Source organism: Caulobacter sp. NIBR1757 (genome assembly GCF_027912495.1).
Classification (GTDB): Bacteria; Pseudomonadota; Alphaproteobacteria; order Caulobacterales; family Caulobacteraceae; genus Caulobacter.
In genome coordinates this window covers 2,070,677-2,096,521 of record NZ_CP115463.1, presented here as the reverse complement: position 1 = coordinate 2,096,521, position 25,845 = coordinate 2,070,677, and the positions used below count along the sequence as shown (strand labels likewise).

29 protein-coding genes and 1 tRNA gene are annotated in these 25,845 nt (G+C 69.2%); 14 read left to right on the top strand and 16 right to left on the bottom strand.

The genetic code is table 11. The features are described 5' to 3' along the window. Nucleotides 1-10: 10 nt before the first annotated feature. Nucleotides 11-2,005 (top strand): oligopeptide transporter, OPT family, encoded by a 1,995-nt coding sequence (locus O5I81_RS10295; protein WP_271068854.1) that lies wholly within the window; start codon nucleotides 11-13, stop codon nucleotides 2,003-2,005. Here the strand turns inward: O5I81_RS10295 and O5I81_RS10290 are convergent. The 4 genes from O5I81_RS10290 to O5I81_RS10275 form a co-directional block, all read right to left on the bottom strand. Further along, the gene (locus O5I81_RS10290) at nucleotides 2,002-3,687 is read right to left on the bottom strand and encodes an SDR family oxidoreductase (RefSeq protein WP_271068853.1); all 1,686 of its coding nucleotides are present in this window, start codon (nucleotides 3,685-3,687) and stop codon (nucleotides 2,002-2,004) included. The two genes, O5I81_RS10295 and O5I81_RS10290, sit on opposite strands and share 4 nt — an antisense overlap. 67 nt (nucleotides 3,688-3,754) lie before the next feature. Then, entirely contained in the window at nucleotides 3,755-3,958 is a 204-nt protein-coding gene (locus tag O5I81_RS10285) for a DUF3126 family protein (RefSeq protein WP_166574657.1), read from the bottom strand. Nucleotides 3,959-4,032: 74 nt separating this feature from the next. Continuing rightward, entirely contained in the window at nucleotides 4,033-4,863 is an 831-nt protein-coding gene (cysE, locus tag O5I81_RS10280) for a serine O-acetyltransferase (RefSeq protein ID WP_271068852.1), read from the bottom strand. A 24-nt stretch (nucleotides 4,864-4,887) separates the two neighbouring features. Then, a complete protein-coding gene (locus O5I81_RS10275) occupies nucleotides 4,888-5,493 on the bottom strand; it encodes an NUDIX hydrolase (RefSeq protein ID WP_271068851.1) in 606 nt (201 codons plus the stop codon). Nucleotides 5,494-5,566: 73 nt separating this feature from the next. Between O5I81_RS10275 and O5I81_RS10270 the strand changes: the two genes are divergently transcribed. The 3 genes from O5I81_RS10270 (at nucleotide 5,567) to O5I81_RS10260 (ending at nucleotide 7,624) form a co-directional block, all read left to right on the top strand. Then, complete coding sequence (locus O5I81_RS10270) at nucleotides 5,567-6,157, top strand: hypothetical protein (RefSeq protein ID WP_271068850.1); 591 nt, start codon at nucleotides 5,567-5,569, stop codon at nucleotides 6,155-6,157. 8 nt (nucleotides 6,158-6,165) lie between these two features. Beyond that, on the top strand, nucleotides 6,166-6,780 hold the full coding sequence (locus tag O5I81_RS10265) for a nitroreductase (protein WP_271068849.1): 615 nt from the start codon (nucleotides 6,166-6,168) through the stop codon (nucleotides 6,778-6,780). Nucleotides 6,781-6,859: 79 nt separating this feature from the next. Continuing rightward, entirely contained in the window at nucleotides 6,860-7,624 is a 765-nt protein-coding gene (locus O5I81_RS10260; protein ID WP_271068848.1) for a hypothetical protein, read from the top strand. 267 nt (nucleotides 7,625-7,891) lie between these two features. Here the strand turns inward: O5I81_RS10260 and queF are convergent, their stop codons facing one another. After that, entirely contained in the window at nucleotides 7,892-8,347 is a 456-nt protein-coding gene (gene queF, locus O5I81_RS10255) for a preQ(1) synthase (protein ID WP_271068847.1), read from the bottom strand. A gap of 86 nt (nucleotides 8,348-8,433) precedes the next feature. On the opposite strand from queF, the gene O5I81_RS10250 reads away from it, so the two are divergent. From O5I81_RS10250 to O5I81_RS10240, 3 genes are all read left to right on the top strand, one after another. Next, entirely contained in the window at nucleotides 8,434-9,237 is an 804-nt protein-coding gene (locus O5I81_RS10250) for an SDR family NAD(P)-dependent oxidoreductase (protein WP_271068846.1), read from the top strand. Between the two features lie 272 nt (nucleotides 9,238-9,509). After that, nucleotides 9,510-10,208 (top strand): TorF family putative porin, encoded by a 699-nt coding sequence (locus tag O5I81_RS10245; protein ID WP_271068845.1) that lies wholly within the window; start codon nucleotides 9,510-9,512, stop codon nucleotides 10,206-10,208. A 114-nt stretch (nucleotides 10,209-10,322) separates the two neighbouring features. Then, nucleotides 10,323-11,507 carry a cupin domain-containing protein gene (locus O5I81_RS10240; RefSeq protein WP_271068844.1) on the top strand — a complete coding sequence of 395 codons (1,185 nt, stop codon included), beginning with the start codon at nucleotides 10,323-10,325 and terminating at the stop codon, nucleotides 11,505-11,507. Nucleotides 11,508-11,569: 62 nt separating this feature from the next. On the opposite strand, the gene O5I81_RS10235 is transcribed toward O5I81_RS10240, so the two are convergent. Next, nucleotides 11,570-11,851 carry a hypothetical protein gene (locus O5I81_RS10235; protein ID WP_271068843.1) on the bottom strand — a complete coding sequence of 94 codons (282 nt, stop codon included), beginning with the start codon at nucleotides 11,849-11,851 and terminating at the stop codon, nucleotides 11,570-11,572. Nucleotides 11,852-11,974: 123 nt separating this feature from the next. Between O5I81_RS10235 and O5I81_RS10230 the strand changes: the two genes are divergently transcribed. Further along, a complete protein-coding gene (locus O5I81_RS10230; protein ID WP_271068842.1) occupies nucleotides 11,975-14,119 on the top strand; it encodes a malate synthase G in 2,145 nt (714 codons plus the stop codon). Nucleotides 14,120-14,129: 10 nt separating this feature from the next. Here O5I81_RS10230 and O5I81_RS10225 read toward each other — a convergent pair whose 3' ends face one another. Continuing rightward, nucleotides 14,130-15,941 (bottom strand): DUF885 domain-containing protein, encoded by a 1,812-nt coding sequence (locus tag O5I81_RS10225; protein WP_271068841.1) that lies wholly within the window; start codon nucleotides 15,939-15,941, stop codon nucleotides 14,130-14,132. 172 nt (nucleotides 15,942-16,113) lie between these two features. Between O5I81_RS10225 and O5I81_RS10220 the strand changes: the two genes are divergently transcribed. Next, nucleotides 16,114-16,560 carry a pseudoazurin gene (locus O5I81_RS10220; RefSeq protein ID WP_271068840.1) on the top strand — a complete coding sequence of 149 codons (447 nt, stop codon included), beginning with the start codon at nucleotides 16,114-16,116 and terminating at the stop codon, nucleotides 16,558-16,560. Nucleotides 16,561-16,583: 23 nt separating this feature from the next. On the opposite strand, the gene O5I81_RS10215 is transcribed toward O5I81_RS10220, so the two are convergent. The 3 genes from O5I81_RS10215 to O5I81_RS10205 all read right to left on the bottom strand — a co-directional run bounded on the left by O5I81_RS10215 (nucleotide 16,584) and on the right by O5I81_RS10205 (nucleotide 17,907). Continuing rightward, nucleotides 16,584-16,664: transfer RNA gene (locus O5I81_RS10215), tRNA-Leu, on the bottom strand. A 130-nt stretch (nucleotides 16,665-16,794) separates the two neighbouring features. Further along, the gene (locus O5I81_RS10210; RefSeq protein ID WP_271068839.1) at nucleotides 16,795-17,091 is read right to left on the bottom strand and encodes a hypothetical protein; all 297 of its coding nucleotides are present in this window, start codon (nucleotides 17,089-17,091) and stop codon (nucleotides 16,795-16,797) included. A 48-nt stretch (nucleotides 17,092-17,139) separates the two neighbouring features. Further along, nucleotides 17,140-17,907 carry a competence/damage-inducible protein A gene (locus tag O5I81_RS10205; RefSeq protein ID WP_271068838.1) on the bottom strand — a complete coding sequence of 256 codons (768 nt, stop codon included), beginning with the start codon at nucleotides 17,905-17,907 and terminating at the stop codon, nucleotides 17,140-17,142. Between the two features lie 47 nt (nucleotides 17,908-17,954). On the opposite strand from O5I81_RS10205, the gene sfsA reads away from it, so the two are divergent. After that, a complete protein-coding gene (sfsA, locus tag O5I81_RS10200) occupies nucleotides 17,955-18,653 on the top strand; it encodes a DNA/RNA nuclease SfsA (protein WP_271068837.1) in 699 nt (232 codons plus the stop codon). Here sfsA and O5I81_RS10195 read toward each other — a convergent pair. From O5I81_RS10195 to O5I81_RS10185, 3 genes are read right to left on the bottom strand one after another with little or no spacing between them, the layout of a single operon-like run. Then, on the bottom strand, nucleotides 18,650-19,300 hold the full coding sequence (locus O5I81_RS10195) for a glutathione S-transferase family protein (protein ID WP_271068836.1): 651 nt from the start codon (nucleotides 19,298-19,300) through the stop codon (nucleotides 18,650-18,652). The genes sfsA and O5I81_RS10195 overlap by 4 nt on opposite strands. Beyond that, nucleotides 19,300-19,725 carry an SRPBCC domain-containing protein gene (locus tag O5I81_RS10190; RefSeq protein ID WP_271068835.1) on the bottom strand — a complete coding sequence of 142 codons (426 nt, stop codon included), beginning with the start codon at nucleotides 19,723-19,725 and terminating at the stop codon, nucleotides 19,300-19,302. The genes O5I81_RS10195 and O5I81_RS10190 overlap by 1 nt, the downstream gene beginning before the upstream one ends. Next, on the bottom strand, nucleotides 19,722-20,057 hold the full coding sequence (locus O5I81_RS10185; protein WP_271068834.1) for a metalloregulator ArsR/SmtB family transcription factor: 336 nt from the start codon (nucleotides 20,055-20,057) through the stop codon (nucleotides 19,722-19,724). Before O5I81_RS10185 ends, O5I81_RS10190 begins: the two co-directional genes overlap by 4 nt. Nucleotides 20,058-20,139: 82 nt before the next feature. Here O5I81_RS10185 and O5I81_RS10180 point away from each other — a divergent pair, with 82 nt between their 5' ends. The 3 genes from O5I81_RS10180 to O5I81_RS10170 all read left to right on the top strand — a co-directional run bounded on the left by O5I81_RS10180 (nucleotide 20,140) and on the right by O5I81_RS10170 (nucleotide 22,502). Then, nucleotides 20,140-21,192, top strand: coding sequence for a DUF2157 domain-containing protein (locus tag O5I81_RS10180; RefSeq protein ID WP_271068833.1), 1,053 nt, complete (start codon nucleotides 20,140-20,142; stop codon nucleotides 21,190-21,192). After that, nucleotides 21,189-21,773 carry a GDYXXLXY domain-containing protein gene (locus tag O5I81_RS10175; RefSeq protein WP_271068832.1) on the top strand — a complete coding sequence of 195 codons (585 nt, stop codon included), beginning with the start codon at nucleotides 21,189-21,191 and terminating at the stop codon, nucleotides 21,771-21,773. Before O5I81_RS10180 ends, O5I81_RS10175 begins: the two co-directional genes overlap by 4 nt. Before the next feature lie 192 nt (nucleotides 21,774-21,965). Then, entirely contained in the window at nucleotides 21,966-22,502 is a 537-nt protein-coding gene (locus O5I81_RS10170; protein WP_271068831.1) for a DUF2087 domain-containing protein, read from the top strand. Here the strand turns inward: O5I81_RS10170 and O5I81_RS10165 are convergent. From O5I81_RS10165 to O5I81_RS10155, 3 genes are read right to left on the bottom strand one after another with little or no spacing between them, the layout of a single operon-like run. Next, nucleotides 22,499-22,840 carry a hypothetical protein gene (locus tag O5I81_RS10165; protein ID WP_271068830.1) on the bottom strand — a complete coding sequence of 114 codons (342 nt, stop codon included), beginning with the start codon at nucleotides 22,838-22,840 and terminating at the stop codon, nucleotides 22,499-22,501. The genes O5I81_RS10170 and O5I81_RS10165 overlap by 4 nt on opposite strands. Before the next feature lie 22 nt (nucleotides 22,841-22,862). Next, nucleotides 22,863-23,510: a glutathione S-transferase family protein gene (locus tag O5I81_RS10160; protein WP_271068829.1), complete on the bottom strand. Its 648-nt coding sequence runs from the start codon at nucleotides 23,508-23,510 to the stop codon at nucleotides 22,863-22,865. 18 nt (nucleotides 23,511-23,528) lie between these two features. Further along, nucleotides 23,529-23,993, bottom strand: coding sequence for a MarR family winged helix-turn-helix transcriptional regulator (locus tag O5I81_RS10155; protein ID WP_271068828.1), 465 nt, complete (start codon nucleotides 23,991-23,993; stop codon nucleotides 23,529-23,531). Nucleotides 23,994-24,181: 188 nt separating this feature from the next. On the opposite strand from O5I81_RS10155, the gene O5I81_RS10150 reads away from it, so the two are divergent. Then, the gene (locus tag O5I81_RS10150; RefSeq protein WP_271068827.1) at nucleotides 24,182-25,843 is read left to right on the top strand and encodes a lytic transglycosylase domain-containing protein; all 1,662 of its coding nucleotides are present in this window, start codon (nucleotides 24,182-24,184) and stop codon (nucleotides 25,841-25,843) included. The last annotated feature ends 2 nt before the right edge of the window (nucleotides 25,844-25,845 follow it).

Here is a 25,845-nt window from a genome sequence, read left to right as displayed (position 1 = left end):
GGATTTCGCCGTGACCGCCATCACGCTCGATCGCAGGGTCGAACTGACGATCCGCAGCCTGATCCTAGGGGTGTTGATCACCCTGGTGTTCACCGCCGCCAATGTCTTCCTGGGCCTCAAGGTCGGACTGACCTTCGCCTCCTCGATTCCGGCGGCGGTCATCTCGATGGCCGTGCTGCGGATGTTCAGCGGGGCGACCATCTGGGAAAACAACATCGTCCAGACGGTGGCCTCCTCGGCCGGCACCCTGTCGTCGATCATCTTCGTCCTGCCCGGCCTGGTGATGATCGGCTGGTGGACCGGCTTTCCGTTCTGGACCTCCTTCCTCGTCTGCGGCCTCGGCGGCATCCTGGGGGTGATGTACTCGATCCCGCTGCGGCGGGCCCTGGTCACCAACTCCGACCTGCCCTACCCCGAAGGCGTCGCCGCCGCCGAGGTGCTGAAGGTCGGATCGGGCGCCGGCTCCGACGCCGCCGGCGCGGCCGCAGAGGGCAAGGCCGGCCTGCAGGTCGTGCTGGTCGCCTCCCTGGCTTCGGCCGGAGTCTATGTGCTGAGCAAGACCAGGCTGATGGCCGAGGAGTTCACCAAGTTCTTCCCGGTCGGCGGCGGCGTCGGCGCGGCCGGGACCTCCTTCTCCCTGGCGCTGTTCGGCGCAGGCCACCTGGTGGGCGCCACGGTCGGCATCGCCATGCTGGTCGGGCTGCTCATCGCCTGGGGCGTTCTGACCCCCGTCCTGACCTCGATGGTCCCGATGACCGGCGATATGGGCGAGTTCGCCACCGGCGTCTGGCGCACCAAGGTCCGCTTCATGGGGGCCGGCGCCATCGGCGTCGCCGCCCTCTGGACCCTCGGCCGTCTGGCCGCCCCCCTGTGGAAGGGCCTGACGGGCGCCCTGGCCGCCCAGGCCAGGCGCAGCGCCGGCGACGCCGCCTCGCTGGACATCACCGAGCGCGACATTCCGATCGGCATCGTCGCCAGCGTCAGCGTTGTCGCCCTGGCTCCGCTGGCCTGGCTGCTGTGGTCCTTCCTCTCGACCGCCACCGCCGCCGGCCCGGGCCTGGCCAGCGCCGGAGCCATCGGACTGATCGGCGGGGCGCTGGTCTACATCGTCATCGTCGGCTTCCTGGTGGCGGCGATCTGCGGCTACATGGCCGGGCTGATCGGCAGCTCGAACAGCCCGCTGTCAGGCGTCGGCATCCTGGCGGTGCTGGGCGCCTCGCTGCTGCTAGTGCTGGCTCGCGCGACCCTGGCCCCGGAGGCCGGGCCAGTGCTGGTCGCCTTCGCCCTGTTCGTCACCGCCATCGTCTTCGCGGTGGCGACCATCGCCAACGACAACCTGCAGGACCTCAAGACCGGCCAGCTGGTCGGGGCCACGCCCTGGAAGCAGCAGGCGGCCCTGATCGTCGGCGTCATCGCCGGGGCCCTGGTCATCCCGCCAATCCTCAGCCTGCTCAACGAAGCCTATGGCTTCGCGGGGGCGGCGGGCGCCACCGCCGACGCCCTGCCCGCGCCGCAGGCGACCCTGATCTCCTCCCTGGCCAAGGGCGTGCTGCAGGGCGACCTCGATTGGAGCCTGATCGGCATCGGCTGCCTGATCGGGGCCTGCATCGTCGCCATCGACGAGGTTCTGCGCCTGACTGGCAAGCTGCGACTGCCGCCGCTGGCCGTGGGCATCGGAATCTACCTGCCGATGACCACCACGGCTCCGGTGGTGATCGGCGCCCTGTGCGGCTGGGCTTTTGATCGCTGGGCCGACGGCCGGCCGGCCGGGGCCATCATCAAGCGGATGGGGGTCCTGCTGGCCTCCGGCCTGATCGTCGGCGAGAGCCTGCTGGGCATCGCCGTGGCCTTCGTCATCGTGGTCACCCAGAACCAGAACCCGCTCGCCCTGGTGGGCGAGGCCTTCGAGGGCCCGGCCATTCTGGTCGGGATCGCGGTCTCGGTGGCGGTGATGGCCTGGCTCTACGCTTTCAGCGCGGCGCAGGGGAAGAAGGCGAACATCTAGGCCGCCTTCAACGCCAGCCAGCCGCGATAGAGGACGATCGGCCCGGTCAGCGGGTGCGAGATGTCCACGTGGAAGCGGAAATGGCCGTCCTGCATCGCTTCCCAGGCTTCGATGCGCGGGAACAGCCAGGACGGCAGGGCGACGCCAAACACCGTCCACCGGCGGGGAATGAGCAGCAGACGCTCGCCGTCCAGCACCGGGGCCATGCCGCAGCCCATCGGCCCGAAGGCCTCGACCGCGAGCGCTGTCGAGCGGCCCTGGCCGGCGAACTGGCGGCTGGTGAAGCTCTGGCTGCCGAAGGTGCGGGTCCAGGTCTCGACGCCGTCCTTGCGTTCAAAATCGACCCGGACGTGGCCGTCCTTCTGGGCGCCGGGGAAGCCGATGATGGCGGCCGCCAGCCGGGCCAGCGGGTTGCGCCCACGATCGACATCGACGCGGCCCTCGGCGGCCATGCGACCGCCTTCGGGCAGGTCGTGCATGGCGCGGATGGCGGGCGGCAGGTCATCCCAGGCGTTGGCCAGGACCTGGTGGTACAGGGGCGCGGAGGCCGGCTGTTCGTCGCGGATGCCGGTGGTGATGCGCTTGCTGGCGAAGATGGGCTGGTAGTCGGCCAGGGTGACCGCGCCGGCGGCGGTGCGGGCGCCATTGGGCGGGCGGCGACCACCCAGCAGGTTCAGGATGATGGCGGCGGCGGCCATCGAGGGGATGAAGGGGCCGTCGTCGCCCTCGGCGATCAGGTTCCAGCTGCGGGCGGCCGGCCTGCCCTCGCCGTCGAGGCCGGCGGCTCGGACGAACATGCCGCCCCGGTCCTCGCCCCACTTCAGCTGCGTCTTGGCGGCATGGAACAGGCCCGAGAGCTTCACGAGCGGCAGGGGAATGCCGAGGCTGACCAGGCGGGCCAGGACGCTCAGCATCCGGTGCAGCAGTTCGGGACGGGGGCCGGCGCCCAGCCAGATATCGCGCACGCCGGGCCAGAGTTTGGGCAGGGCCGTCAGGTCGGGAACATCGACCAGGGAGAAGCGGGTGCTGTGGAGCGGCAGCCGCCCCGGCGGGGCGATCGTGACATTGCGAGCTTCGACGAGGCCGAGGCCGGTCGCGGGCCGGCCATTGCGCACCAGCGGCACGGGTTTGCCGGCGTAGCTGGTGATGGCCCGCAGGACGCTGACGCCGACATCGGCGTGCGGCGATGGGGCGATGCCGGCGCTGATGTCATGGACGGCGGTCCAGCTGTCGGTCAGCGCGCCGACGGCGGCGGCGGTCAGGGCCGGGCAGGTGCTGGTCCCGCTGATGGCGAAGGCGCCCTTGTCTTTGGCCAGGGCATCGAAGCGTTCGACACCGAGCACGAAGTCGCTGGCGTCGGCGAGGTCCAGGTAGTCGCAGCCGCCGGACAGGCAGGCCTCAACCAGGCGGAACGGGGCCTTGCCGTAGGCCTGGAAGGGGCCGCTGCAATCGACGACCAGATCGGGCGTGAGGGCCGCCAGTTGCTGCACGCAGTCGCCGTCGCGGTCGAACAGGGCCGGCTCGAGCGTCGCGCCGCCAGCCTGCGTCCAGCGCGCGCAGACGGCGCCCGCCTTGTCCACGGAGCGGCCGGCAATCAGCAGGCGCAGGCGCGGCTCGTGCGCCAGCAGGCGGGCCAGCCGGGCGCCGAAGACGCCATAGCCGCCGACGATGAGGACCCTCACCCGAGCACCCGGTCGTCATAGGCGGGGTCCCGGCGATAGCTGTAGGCTTCGCGCGGGACCAAGACGCCTACTCCAGGTCTTCCGCCAGGATGGCCATTTCGAACATGTAGGAGCCGGCCTCGTCCTCGTCTTCGTAGATGACGCCGATGAACTCGCCCTTCAGCTCGACCTCGGCCGAATCCTTCTGCTTGCGGGCCTTCACCGCCACGTGCGGGTTGCCGAAGGTCCGCTTGAGGTGGGCTTCGACTTTCTTGATGGCGACGTCGTCCACAGGCGGGCTCCGATGCAGAGGTACTGAAATTTGCGCGGAAACTAGCCGCGAACGGCCGCCGCGCAAGCCCTAAGTCAGATCACGTAGTCGTAGACGATGTCCGCGAGGGTGTGATCCATGGTCTTGGCCGGCTCTTCGCAGGTCGGACAGTTGACCAGGCGGGCCGGCACGCCGGCGGCGGTGCAGCCGGCCGGGACAGGCTTCAGAACCACCGAGCCGGAGGCCACCTTGGCGTAGTCGCCGATGTGGATGTTGCCCAGCACCTTGGCCCCGGCGCCGAGCAGCACGCCCTTGCCGATCTTGGGGTGGCGGTCGCCGCGTTCGGCCCCGGTGCCGCCCAGGGTCACGCCATGCAGCATGGAGACGTCGTCGCCGATCACCGCCGTCTCGCCGATGACGATGCCGGTGCCGTGGTCGAGGAAGATGCCGGACCCCACCTTGGCGGCCGGATGGATATCGACCTGGAAGATTTCGCTGGCCCGGCTCTGCAGGTAGTGAGCGAGCGTCTCGCGGCCGTGGGTCCACATCCAGTGGGAGACGCGGTGAGTCTGCAGGGCCATGAAGCCCTTGAAGAACAGGAAGGGCTGGACGTAGCCCTTGCAGGCCGGGTCGCGCTCGAACACCGCCTTCAGGTCCAGCTCGGCGGCGGCGATGATGCCAGGGTCGGCCTCATAGGCTTCCTGGGCGAACTCGCGGGCGCTCATGGCGCGCAGTTCCTGGTCGGCGATCTTGCGGGCCAGCTGGAAGCTCAGGGCGTCGGCCAGGCGATCGTGCGCCAGGATGACGGAGTTGAGGAGGCTGGCCAGCGCCGGCTCGTCCCTGGAGGCGCGCTCTGCCTCATTGCGCAGGGCTGCCCAGACCGGCGGCGCGACGGCCGGTTCGACCACTTCAAGATGCTTGGCCATGTCCGGCCTCCCTCGATATCGGGACTACCCTAGCACGTAACGCGCAAGGTCGCCCTCCAGCTCGCCCTTTGACGCCATATGGTAAGCCCGCAGCAGCATTGCCACTGTTAACGCGTCCTCGATCTCGCCTGCCGTCGCGGCGGCCAGCGCTTCCGGAAACGGCACCCGGGCGACGGCCAGGTCCTCGGTGTCGTCGGGATCGTCGCCGACGCTGGTCAGGCCGGTGGCCAGGAAGCCAAAGGCGCGCTCGTCGGTCAGGGAATTGGACAGCTGCATCTTCAGGATCAGCCGCCAGTCGGTGGCGACCAGGCCGGTCTCTTCCCGCAGCTCCCGCATCGCGCTGTCGACAGGATCGACATCGAGGCCGCCGCCGCCCTCCGGGATTTCCCAGCTGTAGCCCATGGCGAAGCGGTTCTGGCCGACCAGGGTGACCGTGCCGTCGTCGTGCAGCGGCAGCACGGCGATGGCCAGCTGCTTCATATGGACCAGGCCGTAGAGGGCCGGGGCGCCGGTCGGGGCGACGGCGTCGTACTCGGTCAGCGACAGCCAGGGATTGTCGTAGATCGGCCGCTCGGCGGTGCGCCGCCAGGCGGCGCCATGCGGTTTGAGCCAGTTTCGCGCCTGCGACATGTTCCCTCTGACGTTGCTTCCGCCGACCGGGGGTCTTATCCCTTTCAAAGTCCGCGACGGGAAGGGCGAACCCATGAAGACCATCCTGCTCACTCTGGCCGCCCTGGCCGCCGTATCGATCGCGCCGGCCGCGCTGGCCGGCGAGGCGCCGCTGGACCGTGAAGCCCTGCGCGGCCTGGCGGCCAGCGGCGAGGCCCTGTGCGGCGGCTGGCGCGACCGGGACGACAGCTGCGAGGATGTCGGCTTCATGGAACTGCTGCCGCAGGACCAGGTGCTGCACACCTACCGGTTCCGGATCAGCTTCGAGCCCGACTACGAGATCGTCATGCAGGAGACCGCCACCATCGAGGACGGCGCCCTGTGCAGCACCTATTCGCTGGCCAACCTGACGGTCCGGGTGCTGGCCGACGGCCAGGCGGCGCCGACCGAGCAGACCCTTGCCATCAGCGCCATGTTCGAGGAATCCCTGGCCGAGTTCGAAGGCAAGCAGGTCTGTGAAAGCTACTTCCGCGACCAGGCGACCGGCGAACTGACCACCGTCGTGACCATCGACGGCGTCCGCAATCCCGACCTGGAATCGAGCTATCGCATCCTGACCAAGGACGAACGGATCCATCTGCGCCAGATGGACGAGGCCCCCGATCCCATGCGCCAGGACGTCTGATCCACACAGTGACCACGGTTCCCCCCTCCCCCGCGTTCGGCGAAAGCCTTCCCCAGTCGCCCTCCCAGCCAGTGCTGGACTTCCTGGCCCGCCGCCGCTCGGCCTCGGCCCTGACCCTGGCGGCGCCGGGTCCGACCGACGCCCAGCTCGCCGACCTGCTGCGGCTGGCCGCCCGGGCGCCCGACCATGGCAAGCTGGCGCCCTGGCGGTTCATCATCCTGACCGGTGAGGGCAAGGCCGCGTTCGCCGCCGGTCTCGAGGCCATCGCGGCGGGCCGCGAGGACGCCGTCAAGCTGACCGCCAAGCTCGGCAAGCTGAAGGCTCCGCCGATGGGGGTGGCCGTGGTGTCCAGCCCCAGGCCGGGCGAAATTCCCGAGTGGGAACAGCTGCTGTCGGCCGGGTCGGTCTGCACCAACCTGCTGCATGCCGCCACCGCCATGGGCTACGGCGCCAACTGGATCACCGACTGGTACGCCTATGACGACGAGGCCAGGGCCCTGCTCGGCCTGACGACGGATGAGAAGGTCGCCGGCTATGTGTTCATCGGCACGGCCTGCGAGGCTCCGGCAGAACGGGTGCGGCCCGAGGCGGCGGCGCTGACCAGCGTCTGGTCGCCGACCTGATGACAGCGGTTTAACTGGCGGCCCGGTCCGGCCCTCGTTAGGTTTCACCGACACGTTTCCGGATTTCAGGATCCCCGCCATGCGTCTTCTCGCCATCGCCCTGCCGTTCGCCGCCCTGGCGCTCTGCCTGCCGGCCGCCGCCTCCCAGCCGCTGCCGACCTATGACAAGGTCGGGCTGAAGTGGAAGACGCCGCCGACCGTGGTGGACATGGCCCGCCACTACCCGGTCAGGGCCAAGGCCAGGCAGATCGACCGCGGCTCGGTCGATGTGGCCTGCGCGGCCAGGAACGACAGCGGCGCCCTTGCCTGCCAGGTTGTCTCGGAATCGCCCGAACGGGCCGGCTTCGGCGCCTCGGCGCTGGCGGTGATGAGCCGCGCCAGGGTGGAGGCCGTCGATGGCGGCGATCCGACCGGCCGCACCTTCGGCTTCCGCCTGAAGTTCGGAAGCTGGGGCGGCGCCGACCTGCCGGCCAGTTTCCAGCCGGGTCCCGGGCTGCACTGGGCCCGCTTCCCGAACATGACCAAGTGGAACATGTCCGGTCAGGACAAGTTGGAAACCTACACCGCCGCCTTCGACTGCACCGCCCGCGCCAGCGGCCGCCTCGACTGCACCTCGACCGGCGGTGACTCGCCGGCCAAGTTCCAGGCCGCGGCCGGCGACGCCATGGCGCGCGCCAGGGTGATGAGCGCCGACGGCGGCTCCGTCGAAGGCAAGCGGTTCAGCTGGACCGTCTCCATTCAACGCCAGAACTGGTGCTCGCCGGGCCGGGAGGAAATCTTCCAGGACGGCGAAACCCCCGGCCAGATCGGCCGCTGCTTCCCCAGCCAGGTGCAGGTCCGCTAGCGAAGCGGCCCGCTATTATAGCCCGATCCATCGGCGTCGAGCGGGCTCGTTTCGACTAAGCCCTTGAATTGGCGTGCCTTGTCCGTTGGTCCGGTGTGACCGAATGTGGGGCGCGGCGTAGGGTCGCCGTAGGTCGCCTGTCGCCGGATGTGGGTCGCCTGAAGCCCGGCCGACCTACGCCCGCCAAGGCGGGACGAACCGCCCATTATGGGGCGATTTGAATATGTCTAGACATATTCATCTGGCGAGCGCCCGCCGGACCGGCCTTCAGCCCCGTCCGCGATAGGGGGCCACGCCTTGGTCGGGGAGCCACAGGCCCTCGGGCGGGGCGCCGCTCTGCCAGAAGACGTCGATGGGGATGCCGCCGCGCGGGTACCAGTAGCCGCCGATGCGCAGCCACTTCGCCTCGGCCGTCTCGAAGAAGCGGCGGCCGATGGCGACCGTGCAGTCCTCGTGGAAGGCGCCGTGGTTGCGGAAGCTGGCCAGGTAGAGCTTGAGGGACTTGCTCTCGATCAGCCAGTCGCCCGGGACATAGTCGATGACCAGATGGGCGAAGTCGGGCTGGCCGGTGACCGGGCAGAGGGAGGTGAACTCCGGGGCCACGAAGCGGGTCAGGTAGGTGACGCCGAGCTGGGGATTGGGCACGCGCTCCAGCACGGCGTTCTCGGGACGCCTGGGGGTTTCGGTCTGCTGGCCGAGCTGGGTGAGATGGGTCTCTTGCATCGGCGCGATGTAGACCTCGCCTAGCCTAGGGACAAGGCCGCGACAGCGCGCTATCTACCGCTCAAACATCTGTTGGGAGAGAGACCATGGCGGGCAAGGACTTCGATGGCTTCGTAGTTGTGGTGACGGGCGGCTCGACGGGCCTGGGCCGGGCCATCGCGGTCGAGGTGGCGGAGCGGGGCGCCAAGGCGGTGATCGTCAACTATGCCTCCAGCAAGGACGAGGCGGCCGAGACGGTGCGACAGGTCGAGGCGCTGGGCGCGCAGGGCATCCTGGCCCAGGGCGATGTCGCCGACGACGCCGCCTGCAAGGCCATCGTCGCCCACGCCGCGCCGTTCGGCCGGATCGACGCCCTGTTCAACAACGCCGGCATGACCAAGTTCGCCCCCAACCACAGCGATCTGGACGCCCTGCAGAGCGAAGACTTCCTGCGGCTCTATTCGGTGAATGTGGTCGGGGCTTTCCAGATGGTGCGGGCCGCCCGCAGCCTGCTGGAATCGGCGCCGCGCCCGGGCGCGGTGGTCAACACCAGCTCGATCGCGGCGGTGACCGGCATCGGCAGCTCGGTCGCCTACGCCGCCTCCAAGGGGGCGATGACGACCATGACCCTGTCGCTGGCCCGGGCCCTGGCCCCGAAGATCCGCGTCAACGCGGTGTGTCCCGGATTCATCGACACCCCGTGGTTCGGCAAGTCGATGCCCGACGAGACCGTCGACCGCATGCGCCAGGGCGTCATCAAGTCCTCGCCGCTGCAGGTCGCCTCGACCGCCGAGGACATCGCCGCCTCGACCGTCTTCCTCGCCTCCCCGGCCTCTCGCCACGTCACCGGCGAAACCCTGCTGGTCGACGCCGGCACGCACCTCGGATTCGCTTCGCTATCGATGCGCTGAAGCCACTCATCCGACCTTTATGCCACAGGGGCGTGTCCTTAATGGCGCGTCAAACCGAGTCGTGTCACAAGCCGCGCTGCCTAAAAGTTGGGCGAAGGGCCCGAGCATCGCTCAAAACGGCGACAGGCTGCGTCGGCAAGTCGTCATGACGGCCGCCGGGGTTAGTCGCCCGGGAACCCTTCGCCCATCTTGAGCGGGACTTCCGATCGAAGAGACGGAGGCGACGCTCGGGCGCCACGGCGCACCTCGCGCCAAACAAAAGGGGATAGACAATGAAAATCTGGAAACTGGCCCTGGTCGGCGCTGCCGCCTCCCTGGCCCTCGGTGGCGCGGCCTTCGCGCAGGACGAAGCGCCGGCGAGCGACTTCAGCTTCAGCTACAACGCTGGCGTGGCCACGGACTACGTCTTCCGCGGCGTGAGCCAGACGGACGGCCCGCAGGCCTTCGGCGGCGTCGATATCGGTAGCGGCGCGCTCTACGCCGGCGCCTGGATCTCGAACGTCGACTTCGGCGACGACACCGACGCCGAGCTCGACCTGTACGTCGGCGTGAAGCCGGAACTGGGCCCGGTCACCCTCGACCTCGCCGCCATCTACTACGCCTACATCGGCGACGACTCGGCCTCCGACTATGAATTCGCCGAGTTCAAGGTCGCCGGCTCCGTGCCGTTCGGCCCGGTCACCGTCGGCACCGCCTGGTACTACTCGCCGGAATTCTTCGGCAACACCGGCGAAGCCCTCTACGGCGAACTGAACGGCAGCTACGCGATCAACGACAAGTGGTCGGTCGGCGGCGCCGTCGGCAAGCAGGTGATCGACGCCGGCACCGACTACACCACCTGGAACTTCGGTGTGGGCTGGGCCCCGATCGACCACCTGGCGCTCGACCTGCGCTACCATGACAGCGACCTCGACTGCGCCACCTACTGCGGCGAGAAGGTCGTCCTGACCCTGAAGACCACCCTCCCGTAGGGTTTGACGGACCAGGGCCGGTTCCTCCTCCCTGAACCGGCCGGGATTGGCCGCCGTGACCTCGACAGGTCGCGGCGGCCTTTTCCTTTTGGGGGCCGGCGGCTATCGAGAGGCATGGACAGTTTCGCCAGCCTCTTGGCGCCGATCACGCCGGACCAGTTCCTTTCCGAGGTCTACGGCAAGGCGCCGCTGCATATTCCCGCCAGTGGCGGGTCCGCCAGCCGGGACCTTCTGAGCTGGGCCCGCTGGAACGCGATGCTTTCGGTGGCCAGCAGCTGGACCGAGCCGCGGCTGAAACTCTACATCGAGGGCCGGCGGATTGCCGCTGAGCACTATTGCGACAGCATCAACACCCTGGACGGCGTTCAGCTGCGGGTGAATCCGCGCAAGGTGCGAGTCTTCCTGTCGATGGGCGCCAGTCTTGTCGCCAATGCGGTCGAGACCATGGCCCCGGAGCTGCGCGCCGCGGCCAAAACGCTGGAGGGCGCCCTGCTGGGGCTGACCAGCGCCAACGTCTACTGCTCGTTCGGCGGCCGGCGGGCCTTCAACAGCCACTATGACAGCCATGAAGTGTTCGCCTTCCACACCGAGGGCGAGAAGGTCTGGCGGATTTACGAGGGCCGGGCCGACAACCCTCTGGCCGGGCCGCCCGACCATCCGGACGTGCAGGCGCAGATGGACCGCCAGAAGGGCCGGCTGCTGCGCGAGGTGACCATGCGGCCCGGCGACCTGCTCTACATTCCGCGCGGCCAGTTCCACGACGCCCTGGCCAGCAGCGAGGCCTCGCTGCATGTGACCTTCTCCGTCGAGCCGCGCACGGCCCGCATTCTGTTCCGGGCGTTGGAGCAGGAGGCGATGAAGGACAGCGCCTTCCGCGCCTGGCTGCCCGATCCGCGGCATGACGGGGGCGCGGCGCTGAAAGCGCGGCTGGGCGAGCTGGCCGACAGGCTGAAGGCCATCGCCACCAGCGACGCGGTGGCCGATGAGGTGGCCGAGGTGCAACGCGCGATTTTCGGCGAGCTCAGCGAATATGCGCTGCCGGCCGTCGGACCGCTGGAGGCCTACGAGACGGCGCCGCGTCCGGCCGAGGTGGTGCGAACGGCGGAGGGCTGGGCGTTGCGCACCCAGGCGGGCCTGATCCCGCTGGAGGGGCTGCACAAGCCGATGAGCTGGATCCTCGCCCGGCCGGCCTTCACCCTGCAGGAGATGGCCGCCTGGCATCCGCAGGCGGACGAGGCGGCGCTGCGGCGGTTGCTGGAGAGGCTGACGGCCGCGGGCATGGTGCGGCCGCGGGTGTAGGCGAGAATCGACGTTCCGTTTCCCCCACCACGTCCGCACATCCCGGCGAAGACAATACCGACCTACCGCGGCTTGGCGTCGCCGGTGGTGCGATTGCCGTCCATGATCTGCTGGGCCTGGTCCTGGCGCTTCTGCCAGCCGGCTTTGGTGTCGCAGATCTTGCTCTTGCGGCGCGAGCCGACCACGGCCTCGCGCTTGCAGGTGAGGCGGTCAGGGTCCTTCACGCCGATCTCGCCGACCGGGATGCTGGACCGCTGCGGCGCGGTCACATCGACGGGGGAAACCGGGGTCGCCGGGGCCGGATCGGCGGCCAGCAGGGCGAGGGCGGAAATCAGGACAAACACGGTGCGCGCCTCTAGCGGACAGGGGGGCGGAGGCAACCATCGGACGGTGGCAAGGTCAAGGCGCCGGCTTGACCCGCTCGCGCCGCCCGATCACACACGGCCAACAACAGGCTCGAAAAGCAGATGCAGATCACCGACCGACTGACCCTCGACGACACCCTGAAGGCCTTCGTGGAGGCGGAACTGCTGCCCGGAACCGGTATGACGGCCGAGGCTTTCTGGGCCGGGCTGGAGCGGATCCTGGCCGACTTCACCCCGCGCAACGCCGCCCTGCTGGCCCGGCGGGACGCGCTGCAGGCGCGGATCGACAGCTGGTGGAAGGACCATCGTGGCAAACCGTTCGACGTGGCCGAGCAGAAGGCCTTTCTGACGGAGATCGGCTACCTGGTCCCCGAGCCCGCGGCCTTCGAGATCGCCACGACGAACGTCGATCCGGAGATCGCGACCCTGGCGGGACCGCAGTTGGTGGTGCCGGTGTCGAACGCCCGCTACGCGCTGAACGCCGCCAACGCCCGCTGGGGCAGCCTCTACGACGCCCTCTACGGCACCGACGCGCTGGAGCCGCCCTCGGCGACCAAGGGGTACGACCCGGCCCGGGGCGCAACGGTGATCGCCTATGCCCGCCGGCTGCTCGACGAGGTCGCCCCGATCGCGGCCGGCTCGCACGCCGGCTCGACCGGCTACCGCATCGAGGACGGCCGGCTGGTGGTCTCGACGGCGGACGGGGATAGCGGCCTGTCCGATGCCGCCCAGCTGGTCGGCTGGCGCGGCGAGGCGGCGGCGCCGGACGGCGTGCTGCTGGTCCACAACGGCCTGCACCTGGAGATCGTCATCGACCGCGACCACGCCATCGGCCGGGACGATCCGGCCGGGGTCGCCGACGTGACGATGGAATCGGCCCTGACCGCCATCCAGGACTGCGAGGACAGTGTCGCGGCCGTCGATGCCGAAGAGAAGGTCCAGGTCTGGCGCAACTGGCTGGGGCTGATGAAGGGCGATCTCGCCGCCAGCTTCCAGAAGGGCGGCCGGACCGAAACCCGGCGGCTGGAGGAAGACCGCGTCTTCACCGCGCCCGATGGGGGAACGGTGAGCCTGCCCGGCCGCAGCCTGATGCTGGTGCGCAACGTCGGCCACCACATGACCAGCGACGCGGTGCTGCTGGACGGGGCGCCGGTGTTCGAGACGGTGCTGGACGCGCTGATCACCGTGACGGCGGCGATGCACGACCTGAAGGGGGCGCGGCGCAACAGCCCGGCGGGATCGGTCTATGTGGTGAAGCCCAAGCTGCACGGGCCGGAGGAAACCGCCCTCGCCGTCTGGCTGTTCGATCAGGTCGAGGCCGTGCTGGGCCTGGCGCGCAACACCGTGAAGATCGGGGTGATGGACGAGGAGCGGCGGACCAGCGCCAACCTGGCCGCCTGTATCCATGCCGCGCGGGAGCGCATCGTCTTCATCAACACCGGTTTCCTGGATCGCACCGGCGACGAGATCCACACGGCCATGGAAGCCGGGCCGATGATCCGCAAGGAGGCGATGAAGGGCGAGCCCTGGCTGGCGTCTTACGAGAAGCGCAACGTCGAGATCGGGCTGAACACAGGCTTCACCGGCAGGGCGCAAATCGGCAAGGGCATGTGGGCGGCGCCCGACATGATGGCCGCCATGCTGGAGGCCAAGTTCGCCCATCCCAGGACCGGGGCCAGCACCGCCTGGGTGCCTTCCCCGACCGCCGCGACGCTGCATGCGCTGCACTATCACATGGTCGATGTGGCGGCGGTGCGGGCCGGGATGGACGTCTCGGCTCCGACCGGAACGGACGCCCTGCTGACGCCGCCGCTGGCGCGGTCGAACTGGAACGAGGCCGATATCCAGCAGGAGCTGGACAACAACATCCAGGGGCTTCTGGGCTATGTCGTGCGCTGGATCGACCAGGGGGTCGGCTGTTCGAAGGTGCCGGACATCCACGACGTCGGGCTGATGGAAGACCGGGCGACGTTGCGGATCTCGAGCCAGCACCTGGCCAACTGGCTGCACCACGGGGTCTGTTCCGAGGCGCGGGTGCGCGAGACCTTCACGCGGATGGCCGGGGTGGTGGACGCGCAGAACGCCGACGATCCGCTGTACGAGCCGCTGACGGGCAATGAGACCGCGCCGGCCTATCAGGCAGCGCTGGAGCTGGTGTTCTCGGGGCGGGAGCAGCCGAACGGCTATACCGAACACATCCTGCACCGGCGGCGGCGGGAGAAGAAGTCCCGGCTTTCGCCGGGATGAGCGGATTGGGTTAGCCCTTCGCCACCCAGCGCCTGACCCGCGTTTCCAGCACGCCGAGCGGCAGCGAGCCGCCGGAGATGACTAGGTCGTGGAAGGCGCGCTGGTCGTATTTCGCGCCCATGGCCGTCCGCGCCTCGTCGCGAAGGGCGAGAATCTTGACCATGCCGACCTTGTAGGAGGTGGCCTGGCCGGGGCTGACGAAATAGCGGCGGATTTCGGATTTGATCTTGGCGGCCGGCTGCGGGCTGTTGGCGGTGTAGAACTCCGTCGCCTGCTCCTCGCTCCAGCCCTTGGCGTGAATGCCGGTGTCGACCACCAGGCGGATGGCCCGCCAGATCTCGCGGCCGAGGCGGCCGAAGTCGCTGTAGGGGTCCTGGTAGAAGTCCATCTCCTTGGCGAGGCGCTCGACATAGAGGCCCCAGCCCTCGGCGTAGGCGCCGTAGCCGTACTGGGTGCGGAAGACCGGCAGGCCAGTCAGCTCCTGGGCGATGGAGATCTGCATGTGATGGCCGGGCCAGCCCTCATGGTAGGAGGTGCCCTCGATCTCGTAGAGCGGGGTGGCGCGGACGTCCGACAGGTGGACGTAGAAGACGCCGGGCCGTGAGCCATCGACCGAACCGGAGTTGTAGTGAGCGGCGCCGCCCGGCTCCTCGCGGTAGGGCTCGACCCGTTTGACGACAAGTGGCGAGCGCGGCAGCCGGCCGAACTGCTCGGGCAGGCGGGCCTTCATGGCGGCCAGGTAGCCGTCGGCCAGTTTCAGGTAGCGGGCCCGTCCGGCGTCGTCGGGCGTGACGTAGAAGCGGTCGTCGGTCTTCAGATAGGCGAAGAAGTCCTCGAGCGGGCCGGCGAAACCGATCCTGGCCTTCAGCGTCTCCATCTCGGCGCGGATGCGCTTGACCTCGGCCAGGCCCAGCTCGTGGATCTGGTCGGCGGTCATGTCGGTGGTCGTCTGCAGCCGCAGCATGGCGTTGTAGTAGGCCGCGCCGTCCGGCAGGGCCCCGGCGCCCCTGGGGTCGGCCGCGGACTGTTCGCGGTCGGTTGTGAGCCAGGCGGCGAGGCGGTCGTAGGCCGGCTTCATCGAGCCGGTCATGGCGTCGGCGACGGCCTTGGTCAGCTGGGCCGCCTGGGCAGCGCCGATGACGCCCCTGGTCTGCAGGGCCGCGAACTTCGCCTTGGCGTCAGCGAACAGGGCGCTGTCGGGGCCGGCGTCGAACGGCGCGCCAGTGGTCACGCGGCGGACGTCCAGATTCGCCTGGTCGTAGGAGAAGCGCGGCATGCGCACGCCCTTGGCGGCGGCGCGCCTGGCCTGGTCCAGTTGGACGTCCAACACCCCGCCGATGGCGGCGACGCGGGCGATGTAGGCCTCGGCGTCGGACGAGGTGTCGACCGGATGCATGTTGATCATGAAGTTCGGCAGGCCGGTGTGGGCCCCGCCGCGGGCGAAGGTGTAGTTGTGGTCGCGCCAGCGCCAGTAGTCCTCGGCGCGGTCGAGCTCGAGCAGCCACATGTCGTAGGAGGTGCGGGCGTCCTCGCCGAGTTTGGCCGGGTCGAACCTGCGCTTCATCGCCTTGACGTTGGCGCGGCGCCAGTCGAGGCGCTTCTTCTGGGCGGCCTCGGACCGGTCGGTCAGCCGGTCGTATTGCTGCTTGCGGCCCAGCTGCGACAGCTGTTCGGGATCCATTGCCAGCTCCTCCTCGAAGGCCCTGTCGAGGAAGGCGGTCAGATCGGCGTCGAGTTTCCCCGCCTGCCGGGCCAGGACGGCCGTGGGAAGCAGGGCGGTGGCGATGACGCCCAATCCGAAGTCGCGCCGGGAAAGTCGCATGGAAATCCTCTATCGAGCCAACCGAGAGCAGTCCCGAGCCTAGGCGGTTTCGGGTCTCGACCAAACAGGTCCTGAAATTGATCCAGCGCAAGGCCGGTCTATGGCGCCGGGCGTCTAGGCAGGTCGCCGAAGCGGCTCCCACGCTTCGGGCTCAGACCCTCAAGGCGATCCCATGCTCAAGTCCCGTTTCCTCGTCACCGCGGCCGCCGGCCTGCTCCTGATGGCCGCCGGCCAGGCCGCCGCCGCCGACCTCACGATCAAGATGCTCAACAAGGGCGCCGACGGTCTGATGGTGTTCGAGCCGGCCGTGGTGAAGGCCAAGCCGGGCGACACCCTGCATTTCGTGCCGACGTCGCCGAGCCACAACGCCGAAATGGTGGCCGGCATGGTTCCGGGCGGCGTGCCCCTGGCCAAGGGCGTCATGAACAAGGAACTGGTCGTCAAGGTCACCAAGCCCGGCGTCTATGTCTTCAAGTGCAACCCGCACTACGCCATGGGCATGGTCGCGGTGATCCAGGTCGGCGCCGCGAGCAACAAGGCGGCGGTCGTCGCGGCCACGGCTGCCGCGCCGCCGCAGGCCAGGCGTCGCCTGACCGGCTATCTGGCGCGGGTGAACTGACGGCGCCTGCTGACGCCATCTCGTAGGGACGGTGGGACTCGAACCCACACGCCTTGCGGCTGCGGCTTTTAAGGCCGCTGCGTCTACCATTCCGCCACGTCCCCGCCCGGCCCTGTCTAGAGAACCGGTGGGGGATGGCAAGCCGCCTACTGCTTGCCGATCGGCGGCGGCTTCACCGCGCCCTGGCCATAGAGGGTAGTGTCCATGGTTCGCTGGACGCCTTCAGCCAGCGCGTCAACCGCCGGGCTGCTGTCCCTTGAAATCTTCGGCAGTGCCGGCGCTTCGGTTGCCCGGATCGGTCAGCCTGTCGGCGTCGTCCTTCAGACGCTGGCGCTGGGCGACGGTCATGCAGACCTTTTGCGGGCGGTTGGAGCCGACCACATGCTCGCGCGTGCAGACGATCCGGTTGGGATCATCCATCGCCTTCTTCTTGGGGGCGGCCGGGTCGGCCAGCGGCGCGCCGGCGCCAGCCTGGGCGAAGACGGGGGACGCGACCAGCAGAAGGCCGGCGGCAAGGAACGCGATGCGCATGAAACTACTCTCGAGGGATGCCTGCAATGTTGGCGTCCAAAGTGCCGGTTACTCAGGGCGGGTGTCAAGAAACGTAATGTTGCCGATGCCCTCCGCCGCAAGGGCTGCCTCAAGATCGCGCCGCGCCGCCTCGACCTGCGCAAGATCGCGGCCGCGGATGACCAACTGGCTGCCGTAGCCGGCCGGCGAGAAGAAAGGATAGCTGCCCAGCGACAGATGCGGATGGGCCTTGGCGACGGCTTCCAGAGGGGCGGCCATGGCCCCCTCCCCCGTGCCTTCGACCCGCAGGGTCTGGGAAATCACCACCGCACCGACGCGCAGGCGCGGACCGACATCCTCCAGCATGCCGCGCATGATGGCCGGCACCCCGGCCAGGACGAAGACATTGCCGATCTGGAAGCCGGGCGGGCCCTGGACCGGATTCTTCACCAGCGAGCCGCCCTCGGGCACCCGAGCCATGCGGCGACGGGCCGCGTTCAGCTCGCCGCCCCAGCGGGCGGTCATCATCTCGAGGATCTCGGGGTGTTCGTAGAGGGCGACGCCGAAGGCCTTGGCCACGCAGTCGGCGGTGATGTCGTCGTGGGTCGGGCCGATGCCGCCGGTGGTGATCAGGTAGTCGTAGCGCCCGCGCAGGTGATTGATCGCGGTGACGATCTCTTCCTCGATGTCGCCGACGACCCGCGCCTCGGCCAGATCGACGCCGTACTGGGCGATATAGCGGGCGATGGCGTTGAGGTTGGTATCCTGGGTTCGACCCGACAGAATCTCGTCACCGATGATGAGGACCGCCGCCGTCACCCGTTCCTGGCTCGCCATCGAGGCCGTCCTTCCCTACATCGTCAGCCAAGTGATCTAGAGCGCGCATGGACCTGCCTCAACCCTTAAGCCGCGGCCAACTGGTCAGCCGCTACAAACGCTTCTTCGCCGACGTCATTCTGGACGACGGCCGCGGCGTGACGGCGCATGTGCCCAACCCCGGGGCGATGCTGGGGTTGAAGGACGCCGGCATGGGCGTCTGGCTGTCATTTTCGGATGATCCGAAGCGCAAGTTGCCCTGGACCCTGCAGCTGGTCGAGGCCGACGGCGGACTGGTCGGGGTCAACACCATGACCCCCAACCGGCTGGTGGCCGAGGCGCTGACCAAAGGGACGATCCCGGAACTGGCCGGCTACAGCGCGCGGCCTGAGGTGAAGTACGGCGAGGCCAGCCGCATCGACTTCCTGCTGACCGATCCGGAACGGCCGTCCTGCTGGCTGGAGGTCAAGAACTGCCACTACCGGCGCGAGGGAACGCTGGCTGAGTTTCCCGATTGCGTGGCGGCGCGGAGCGCCAAACACCTGCGCGAGCTTGAGGCCATGGTGGCGCGGGGCGACCGGGCCGTGGTTCTGTTCGTGGTGCAACGCACCGACTGCGAGGCCTTCAGCGCCTGCCACGACCTCGACCCGGTGTTCGCCAATGCGCTGGACCGTGCGGCCGACGCCGGGGTCGAGGTGCTGGTCTACGCCTGCGCCATGGGGACGGAGCGCATCGCGATCGACCGCCGGATCCCCTGGCGGCGCTAGGCGCGAGCGGCGTCGGCGGCGGCGAAGTGGGCCATCTGGTCGGCGTGGGCCTTGCGGAAGGCCGGGCGGGCCGTGGCGCGATCGACATAGGCCTTGCAGGCGGGATAGGCGGCCAGGCCGCCCAGCCGATCGACCAGCCGCAGCACGTCGGCCATCATGATGTCGGCGATGGAAAAGCTGTTCGCAAGCCACTCCCGCGCTGCCAGCACCGGCTCCATGCGCTGCAGCCGCAGGGTGTTGAAATTGTCCAGGAAGTCCCATGCCGGGTTCGGCTGGTTGCGGCCCATCATGGTAAGCAGGGTCCAGGGTTGCGTCGCCGCCTCGACCGAGGCGAGCGCCGCGAACAGCCATTCCCTGGCCGCGTTGCGCCCCTTCGGATCGGCCGGCATCAGCACCGCGCTGAGCTCGCCCAGATGCAGCAGGCAAGCGCCGCTTTCGAAGATCGACAGCTCGCCGTCGGTCAGCCATGGGGTCTGGCCAAACGGCTGGTGGGCGAAATGCTCCGCGCCGCGGTCCTGGAACGGGGTGCTCTCGACCCGGTAGGGCAACCCGGCCTCCTCGAGCGCCCAGCGCAGCCGGATGTCGCGGACATGGCCGCGCGGCATCTCCGGGACCCAGTCGTAGGTGGTGATCACCAGATCGCCCATCACACATCTCCAAGAAAGGCTGAGAGTTCATCCAGGAAGCCGGCCCAGCCCCGCGCATGGCTGACGCGCAGCGGCTCGCTCGGCAGCTGTTCGTGGGTCAGGGTGAGTTCGGTCCCGCCGTCGACCGGCTTGAGCAGAAACGTCACCAGAGAGTCCGGCTCGCCGGCCAGTTCCCAGGTGAAGACCAGCTTCTGGCCTGGAACGATTTCGCGATAGGCCCCGGTGGGATTGCCCTCCTGGCCGTTCAGCATCTGGAAGACGACGCTGTAGCGGCCGCCGGGACGCAGGTCGGATTCGGCGCTGAGGGTCGGTCCGGCGTCCGGGCCCCACCACTGCGCCATCTGGGCGGGAACGGTGATTGCCGCCCAGACCCGGGCGGGCGAGGCCTTGATGCGGCGGACAAACGTCACGCTGGGCAGGGTCATGGCTCCTCCCGTTCGACAAAGGCCGCCAGCCGGTCGAGGCTGGCGCTCCAGAAGCGCTCGTACCGGGCCAGCCAGGCCATCGCCTCGCGCATCGGCTCCGCCGCCAGCTGGACGGCGACCTTTCTCCCCGTCTTGGAGCGGGTGATGAGGCCGGCGTCGGACAACACATCCAGGTGCTTGGTCAGGCCGGGCAGCTTCAACGACAGCGGCCGCGCCAGCTCACTGACCGAGACACCGGGCTCGTTGGTCAGCCGCTCCAGCACATAGCGCCGGGTCGGGTCGGCGAGCGCCGCGAAGGTGCGGTCCATATCGGCGGCTTTATACTTCACCATGTAGCGAAGTGTTCAGAGTTTTGATCGCGAAGTCAACCGCCGTCCGCTAGTCTCCCTCCGACAGAGCCGCCCCGGGGGGAGAATGGCCAGTTACCGCGAACGCCTGACAGCCGACCTGGACCGCTGGATCGCCGCCGGCCTGGCCCCGGCAGAGAACCGCCAGGCCATGCTGGACATGACCGCCGAGCCACGACGGCTGGATGCGGCGACCACCCTGGCGCTGGTCGGGGTGGTGTTCATCGGGGCGGCGGTGATCGCCTTCGTGGCCGCCAACTGGGACGGCATCCCGCGCATCGGCCGGTTCGCCATCCTCTTGGTCGCCTTCCTGGCGGCGGCGGGCGGCGGCGCCTGGACCGGCGCCAGGGGCCGGCCCAACGCCTCCAATGGCCTGCTGACCCTGGCGGCGGCGCTGTTCGCCGCCTCCATCGGCCTGACCGGGCAGATCTTCGATATCGCCGGCGATCCCAAGACCGCCCTGCTTGGAGCGGCGGCCGGGGCCGGACTTCTGGCGCTGGTCGGACGATCCAGCGGCGCGCTGATCGCCGCTCTGCTGTTCGTCGGCATGGCGGATTTCGAGTCTCCGGAGACCTTCTGGCTGATGCCGGCCTCCGTCGTCGGGGTCGCGACAGCCTGGCTGTGGCGATCGGTTCCGGCCGCCCATGCCGCGGGCCTGGCCTTCGCCATCGGCGTGTGGCTGACCGCCGACCGGTTGACGCCCGATCAGGTCAACCACGCGGTCGTCGGCGTTTCGGCCAGCCTGGCGCTTGCCGTCGCCGCCTTCCTCGCCGGCGGCAGACGCCAGGGCGGGCGACAGGAGGCGACGATCTTTTACGGTTGGTGGGTATGGGCGGCGCTTGCCGCCTTTGCCGGCGTCGCCGTCTGGAACGCCGGCGATACGGTGAAGGTCGTACACCGCGGTGTCTGGCTGCTGATCAGCGGCGCGGTGCTGGCGCTCGGCCGCCACGAACGCCACGCCCTGGTTACCGCAGCCGGCGTGGTGTCGCTCATGGCGGCGGTGGCGGCGGTGCTCTTCGATCTGGGACTGGACCTGATCTACGCGGCCATGGTCTTCGGGGCCGCGGCGGTGCTGGTGCTGGGAGCCGGCTGGCTGCTGCGGCGGAGGGGCGCGTCATGAGCCGCCTCCGCGCCTGGCTGACTGTCGGTGCGGCGGTCTTGCTGGCCGGCGCCCTGGTCTGGCTGATCCATGGCGAGCACCAGGCCCGGGCCGAGGGGACAGAGGTCCGGCTGGCCCTCGAGGGCGTCGATCCACGCAGCCTGCTCAGTGGCCACTATGTGCAGCTGCAAATCCGGCAATCGGTCAGGGGGCGAACCTGCGAGGCGATCCCGCAGCCGGCCGGCTATGGCAGGAACCGCTGGGTCGCGCTGCGTCCCTCGCCGGGAGAAACAGTCATCGTCGGTGAAACGGTCAGTCGGGACGCGGCCCTCAAACTGGCCCCGGTCGCCGTGCGGGGCGATATCGGCTGCTGGGTGAGCGACCGCGATCAGTCGACGCTCTCGCTGGATATCGGCCTCGACCGCTTTCACGCCTCGCAGAAGGAGGCCCAGGCCATAGAGGCGGCCTTGCGCCTCAGCGCGGCGGCAGAGCCGACTGCCTTCGCCCTGGTCTCGGTGGGGCGCGACGGCCGAGCCCGGCTCCTCGGGCTCGAAGTCGGGGGCCGGCGCATCATGCTGGACTGGTTCGGGCCTTCGGCCTGAGGGTTCACCTCCGCTCCCGGCTGTGCTATCGCCCGCCCCGGTCGGCAGTTCACCAAGGCGTCGCTGTCCCATCCGGGAAGCTAAACCTGCCCCTTCGCTTTTCTTCGTCACCCGCTTGTCCCGTGCCGAAGTCGTAAGTCAGCGACCACGACCGATCCCCCGCGGATCGCCTCGGCACGACGAGGATAAGTGATGAGAGACCCCCTGCCCTTTTCGGCGCCCGACATTTCGGCGCTTGCCAGGACCCTGAGCCGCGAGATCAGCGCGCTCGATACCCCACCCGGCCATGTCCAGATGCTCAATATCCTGGCCCGCGCCGCCGGTCACCGGAACTACCAGGCGCTGAAGGCCCAGCATGACGCCGGCCAGCGGCTCGCCACGCCGGCGGCGGCCGATCCGGTCGACAACCGCATGGTCGAGCGCACGGCGCGCTACTTCAACGCCGACGGCAAGCTGGCCAGCTGGCCATCGAAAGTCAGCCAGCAGCGCCTGTGCCTTTGGGTGATGTGGTCGCGGCTGCCGACCGAGACGCCGCTCAACGAGCGGCAGATCAGCGAGCGGTTGAAGGCCGAGCACCTGTTCGGTGACCCGGCCATCCTGCGGCGCGACATGGTCGGCATCGACCTGCTCAGCCGCACGGACGACGGCGCCGTCTACCTGCGCAAGGAACGCCGCCCACCGCCCGAAGCCCTGGCGCTGATCCGCTGGACCAGCGCCAGAGCCGGCTAGCGCGTCGGAATCGGCATGATCTGCATCACCTCGACGCCTTCGCCAGGGAAGATGGAGAAGTGTGGGTGGTCAATGAACAGCCTTGCCGCCTCTTCATGGCTGTCGGCGGTGAAGATGGTGAAGCCGGTCATCAGGTTGCTGATGTCCTGGACCCCGGCCCTGGAGGTCTTCTTGGTTTTGCCGAGCGGACCGCCGGCGACCACAAGGCGGTCGGCGTTGTCCTCCATCCACTTGCCCCAGGCGTCCATGCCCCGGCCGATCTCGGCGGGGTCCATGTCGCCGGGCCCGCCCATCGGTTTGTCGGGCGAGGCGGTGTAGACGGCGAGGAACTGAGCCATGGTGTTCTCCTTGGTTGTCTGATCAGGCGGGGGCGTGTTCGCGGAAGGGCTGCAGCTGGGCCTCCATGGCCCGCTTGAAGGCCGGCCGTTCGGTGCAGCGGTCGAGGTAGACCTCGAGGTTCGGGTATTTGGACAGCAGTTCGGTGCGATCGACCTCGCGCAGGACGGTGGCCATGATCAGGTCGCCGGCCGTGAACCGGCCCTCCAGGTAGTCCTTGTCGCCAAGCGCGTCGCTGAGCTGCTGCAGCCGCTGCTTGAGGTCGGCGATCACCTGCGGCCGACGCTCGTGGGTCCAGGCCTCGCCCTTGTGGAACAGGTCGATCGAACCGAGCTGGACGGTGTGGATCTCGATGGAGTTCAGCGCCGCCAGCACCCAGGTGATGACCCTCGCCCGGCCGGCGTCGTCTCGCGGGCTGAGGGCCTCGTACTTCCCGGCCAGGAAGATGACGATGGCGCCGGACTCGAACATCTCGACATCGCCGTCGCGATAGGCCGGCACCTGGGCGAAGGGCTGCCAGTCGCTGTAGGCGGCGCCCTTGTTCATGACGTCGATGAGGTCGGCCTCGTAGGGCACGCCGGCCTCTTCCAGCGCCCAGCGGACCCGCAGGTCGCGGACGAAGCCCTGAGCGAAATCGGGCACCCATTTGAAGGCGCTTACCTGGATGGTCATGGGGAACTCCTCTTCAAGTTACTCACATAGGGGGGCAGCCGGCGCGGCCAGGGCGTTCAGGCCCCGGCGCAGCTCGGCTGGCTGATCGGTATCGAGGCCGGCTTCGAGGGCGGCGTGCACGGCCGTCCAGATCGGCAGGGCGGCGGCCAGGCGGCCGTGGCCGGCGGGAGTGAGGGCGATGCGGCGGGCGCGCTGGTCGGCGGGGTCGGCCTGGGTGAGCGTCAGCCCCTCGCGCTCAAGCACCTTGAGCGCGGCGGTCAGGGTGGTACGGTCGGCGCCGAGCAGGCGCGCCACATCGCCCATCGTCGCGGGGCTCGGACGGTTCAGCGCATTGAGCAGTGAAAACTGGCTGTTGGTCAGGCCGACCGGGCGCAGGGCGTCGTCAAACCGCCGGGCCAGGGCCCGGGCCGCGCGCTGGGCGTGCAGGCAAAGGCAGCTGTCCCGGATGTGGTGGGTGGCGGCGTAGGAGATGGCGTCGGTCACGCATCTATTTATGTTGATATCAACTCTTTGGTCAACACCGTCTGACCTGTTCTGACGATTTCGTGCGCGGCCCACTCTTGCTCCAATTTGAAGTTATTGAGGAAATGAGTTGAAACAGAACGGCTGGAGGGCACCGCGAATCGTCGGCGCTCAAGGTCCAGAACCTGGGTTTTCGGGAGGCGTCCGAGTTGATCGAACTGCTGTCATCGGCGCTGGCCGTCGCCCTCTTGCTGAGCCTCGTCGGCGGCCAGGACCAACCGGTGCCGACCGTGGCTCCGCCTGTCGCCACCACGCCGATGCCGGCGCCCTATGTCTCGACATCAACACCGGCCCAGACCCTGTCGTCGGCCCTGGAGGCCGTGCGCCGCAAGGATCTGAACGGGGCCCGCTCGCTGCAGGCCATGCTGAGCGACCCGGTCGCCCGCCGCATCGTCGACTGGGCCATCGTCGATGTCCTGGGCAAGGACCTTGGCGAGGCCGAGCTGTCGCGCGCCGTCAACGACTTCGCCGGCTGGCCCCGGCCCGAGGGGCGCCTCGCCGCCTTGCAGGACGCCCAGACTGCCGCGCTGCCGCCGGGCCCGGTGCCCTACAGCGCCGTCGCCGGCGCCACGTCCGGCGGGGGCGGCTTCACCGCCATGCGCCGGCGGATGAACGATGCCCTGCGGACCCGCGACGCGGCCGCCGCCTATCGCGAGATCAGCAACCACAGCCTGCGCCCCGGCAGCGTGGACTTCGCCGAGGCCGAGTCCTATGCCGGCTGGCTGGCGCTTAACAAGCTTCGCGACCCGCGCCTGGCCGACATGCATTTCCTGCGGCTGGAGCAGAACGTCAGAAGTCCGGTCAGCAAGGCGCGCGCCGCCTACTGGCGCGGCCGGGCCGCCGAGGCGATGGGTGACGCCCGCCGGGCCCGGGCATTCTATGAACAGGGCGCCGAGCACACCACCACCTTCTATGGCCAGCTGTCGGCCGAGAAGGCCGGCCGCACCACCTTGGTGCTCACCCCGGATCCGCAGCCGACCGCCGGCGACCTGGCCGACTTCGAGACCGGCGAGCTGGTGCGGGCCCTGCGCCTGCTGTCGGCGGCCGGTGAGCGCAATCTGGTGCGGGTGTTCGGCCTCTACATGGGCGAGACCGTTGAGACGCCGGTCGAGCTGGCCATGCTGGTCGACACCCTGCGGGGCATCGGCGAACAGGAAGTCTCTCTGATCGCCTATCGCCGCGGCGCGCAGCGCGGCCTGATCCTGCATGAGCGCGGCTATCCGCTGCTCAGCCCGCCGCCGGTCTATGGCGGCGCCGAGGACGCCTTCGTCCTGGCCATCGTTCGCCAGGAGAGCCAGTTCGACCCCCGCGTCCGCAGCCACGCCGACGCCCGCGGCATGATGCAGCTGCTGCCCAGCACCGCCCGCGCCACCGCCAAACGGGTCGGCGTCGACTGGCAGCCAGAGCGGCTATGGGAGCCGAACTACAACATGCAGCTGGGCTCGGGGTACCTGGGCCAGATGGTCTCCAACCTCGGCGGCAGCTATGCGATGGCGGCGGCGGGCTACAACGCCGGACCGGGCCGGCCGGTGGCCTGGGTGCAGTTCTGCGGCGACCCGCGCGACCCGAACGGCGATCCGCTCGACTTCCTCGAGTGCATTCCCTTCGCCGAGACCCGCAACTACGTGATGAACGTGCTGTCCAACGTTCAGGTCTACCGCGCACGACTGAACCACGGCCAGGCGCCGCTGACCCTGTCCAGCGACCTGCGCCGCGGCGTCATGCCCTCGCCCGACCTGCCGAGCGGACCCCAGCCCTATCTGCCCGACGGTCCGCAGCCGTACGCGACCGATCCAACCGCCAGTCGTTGACC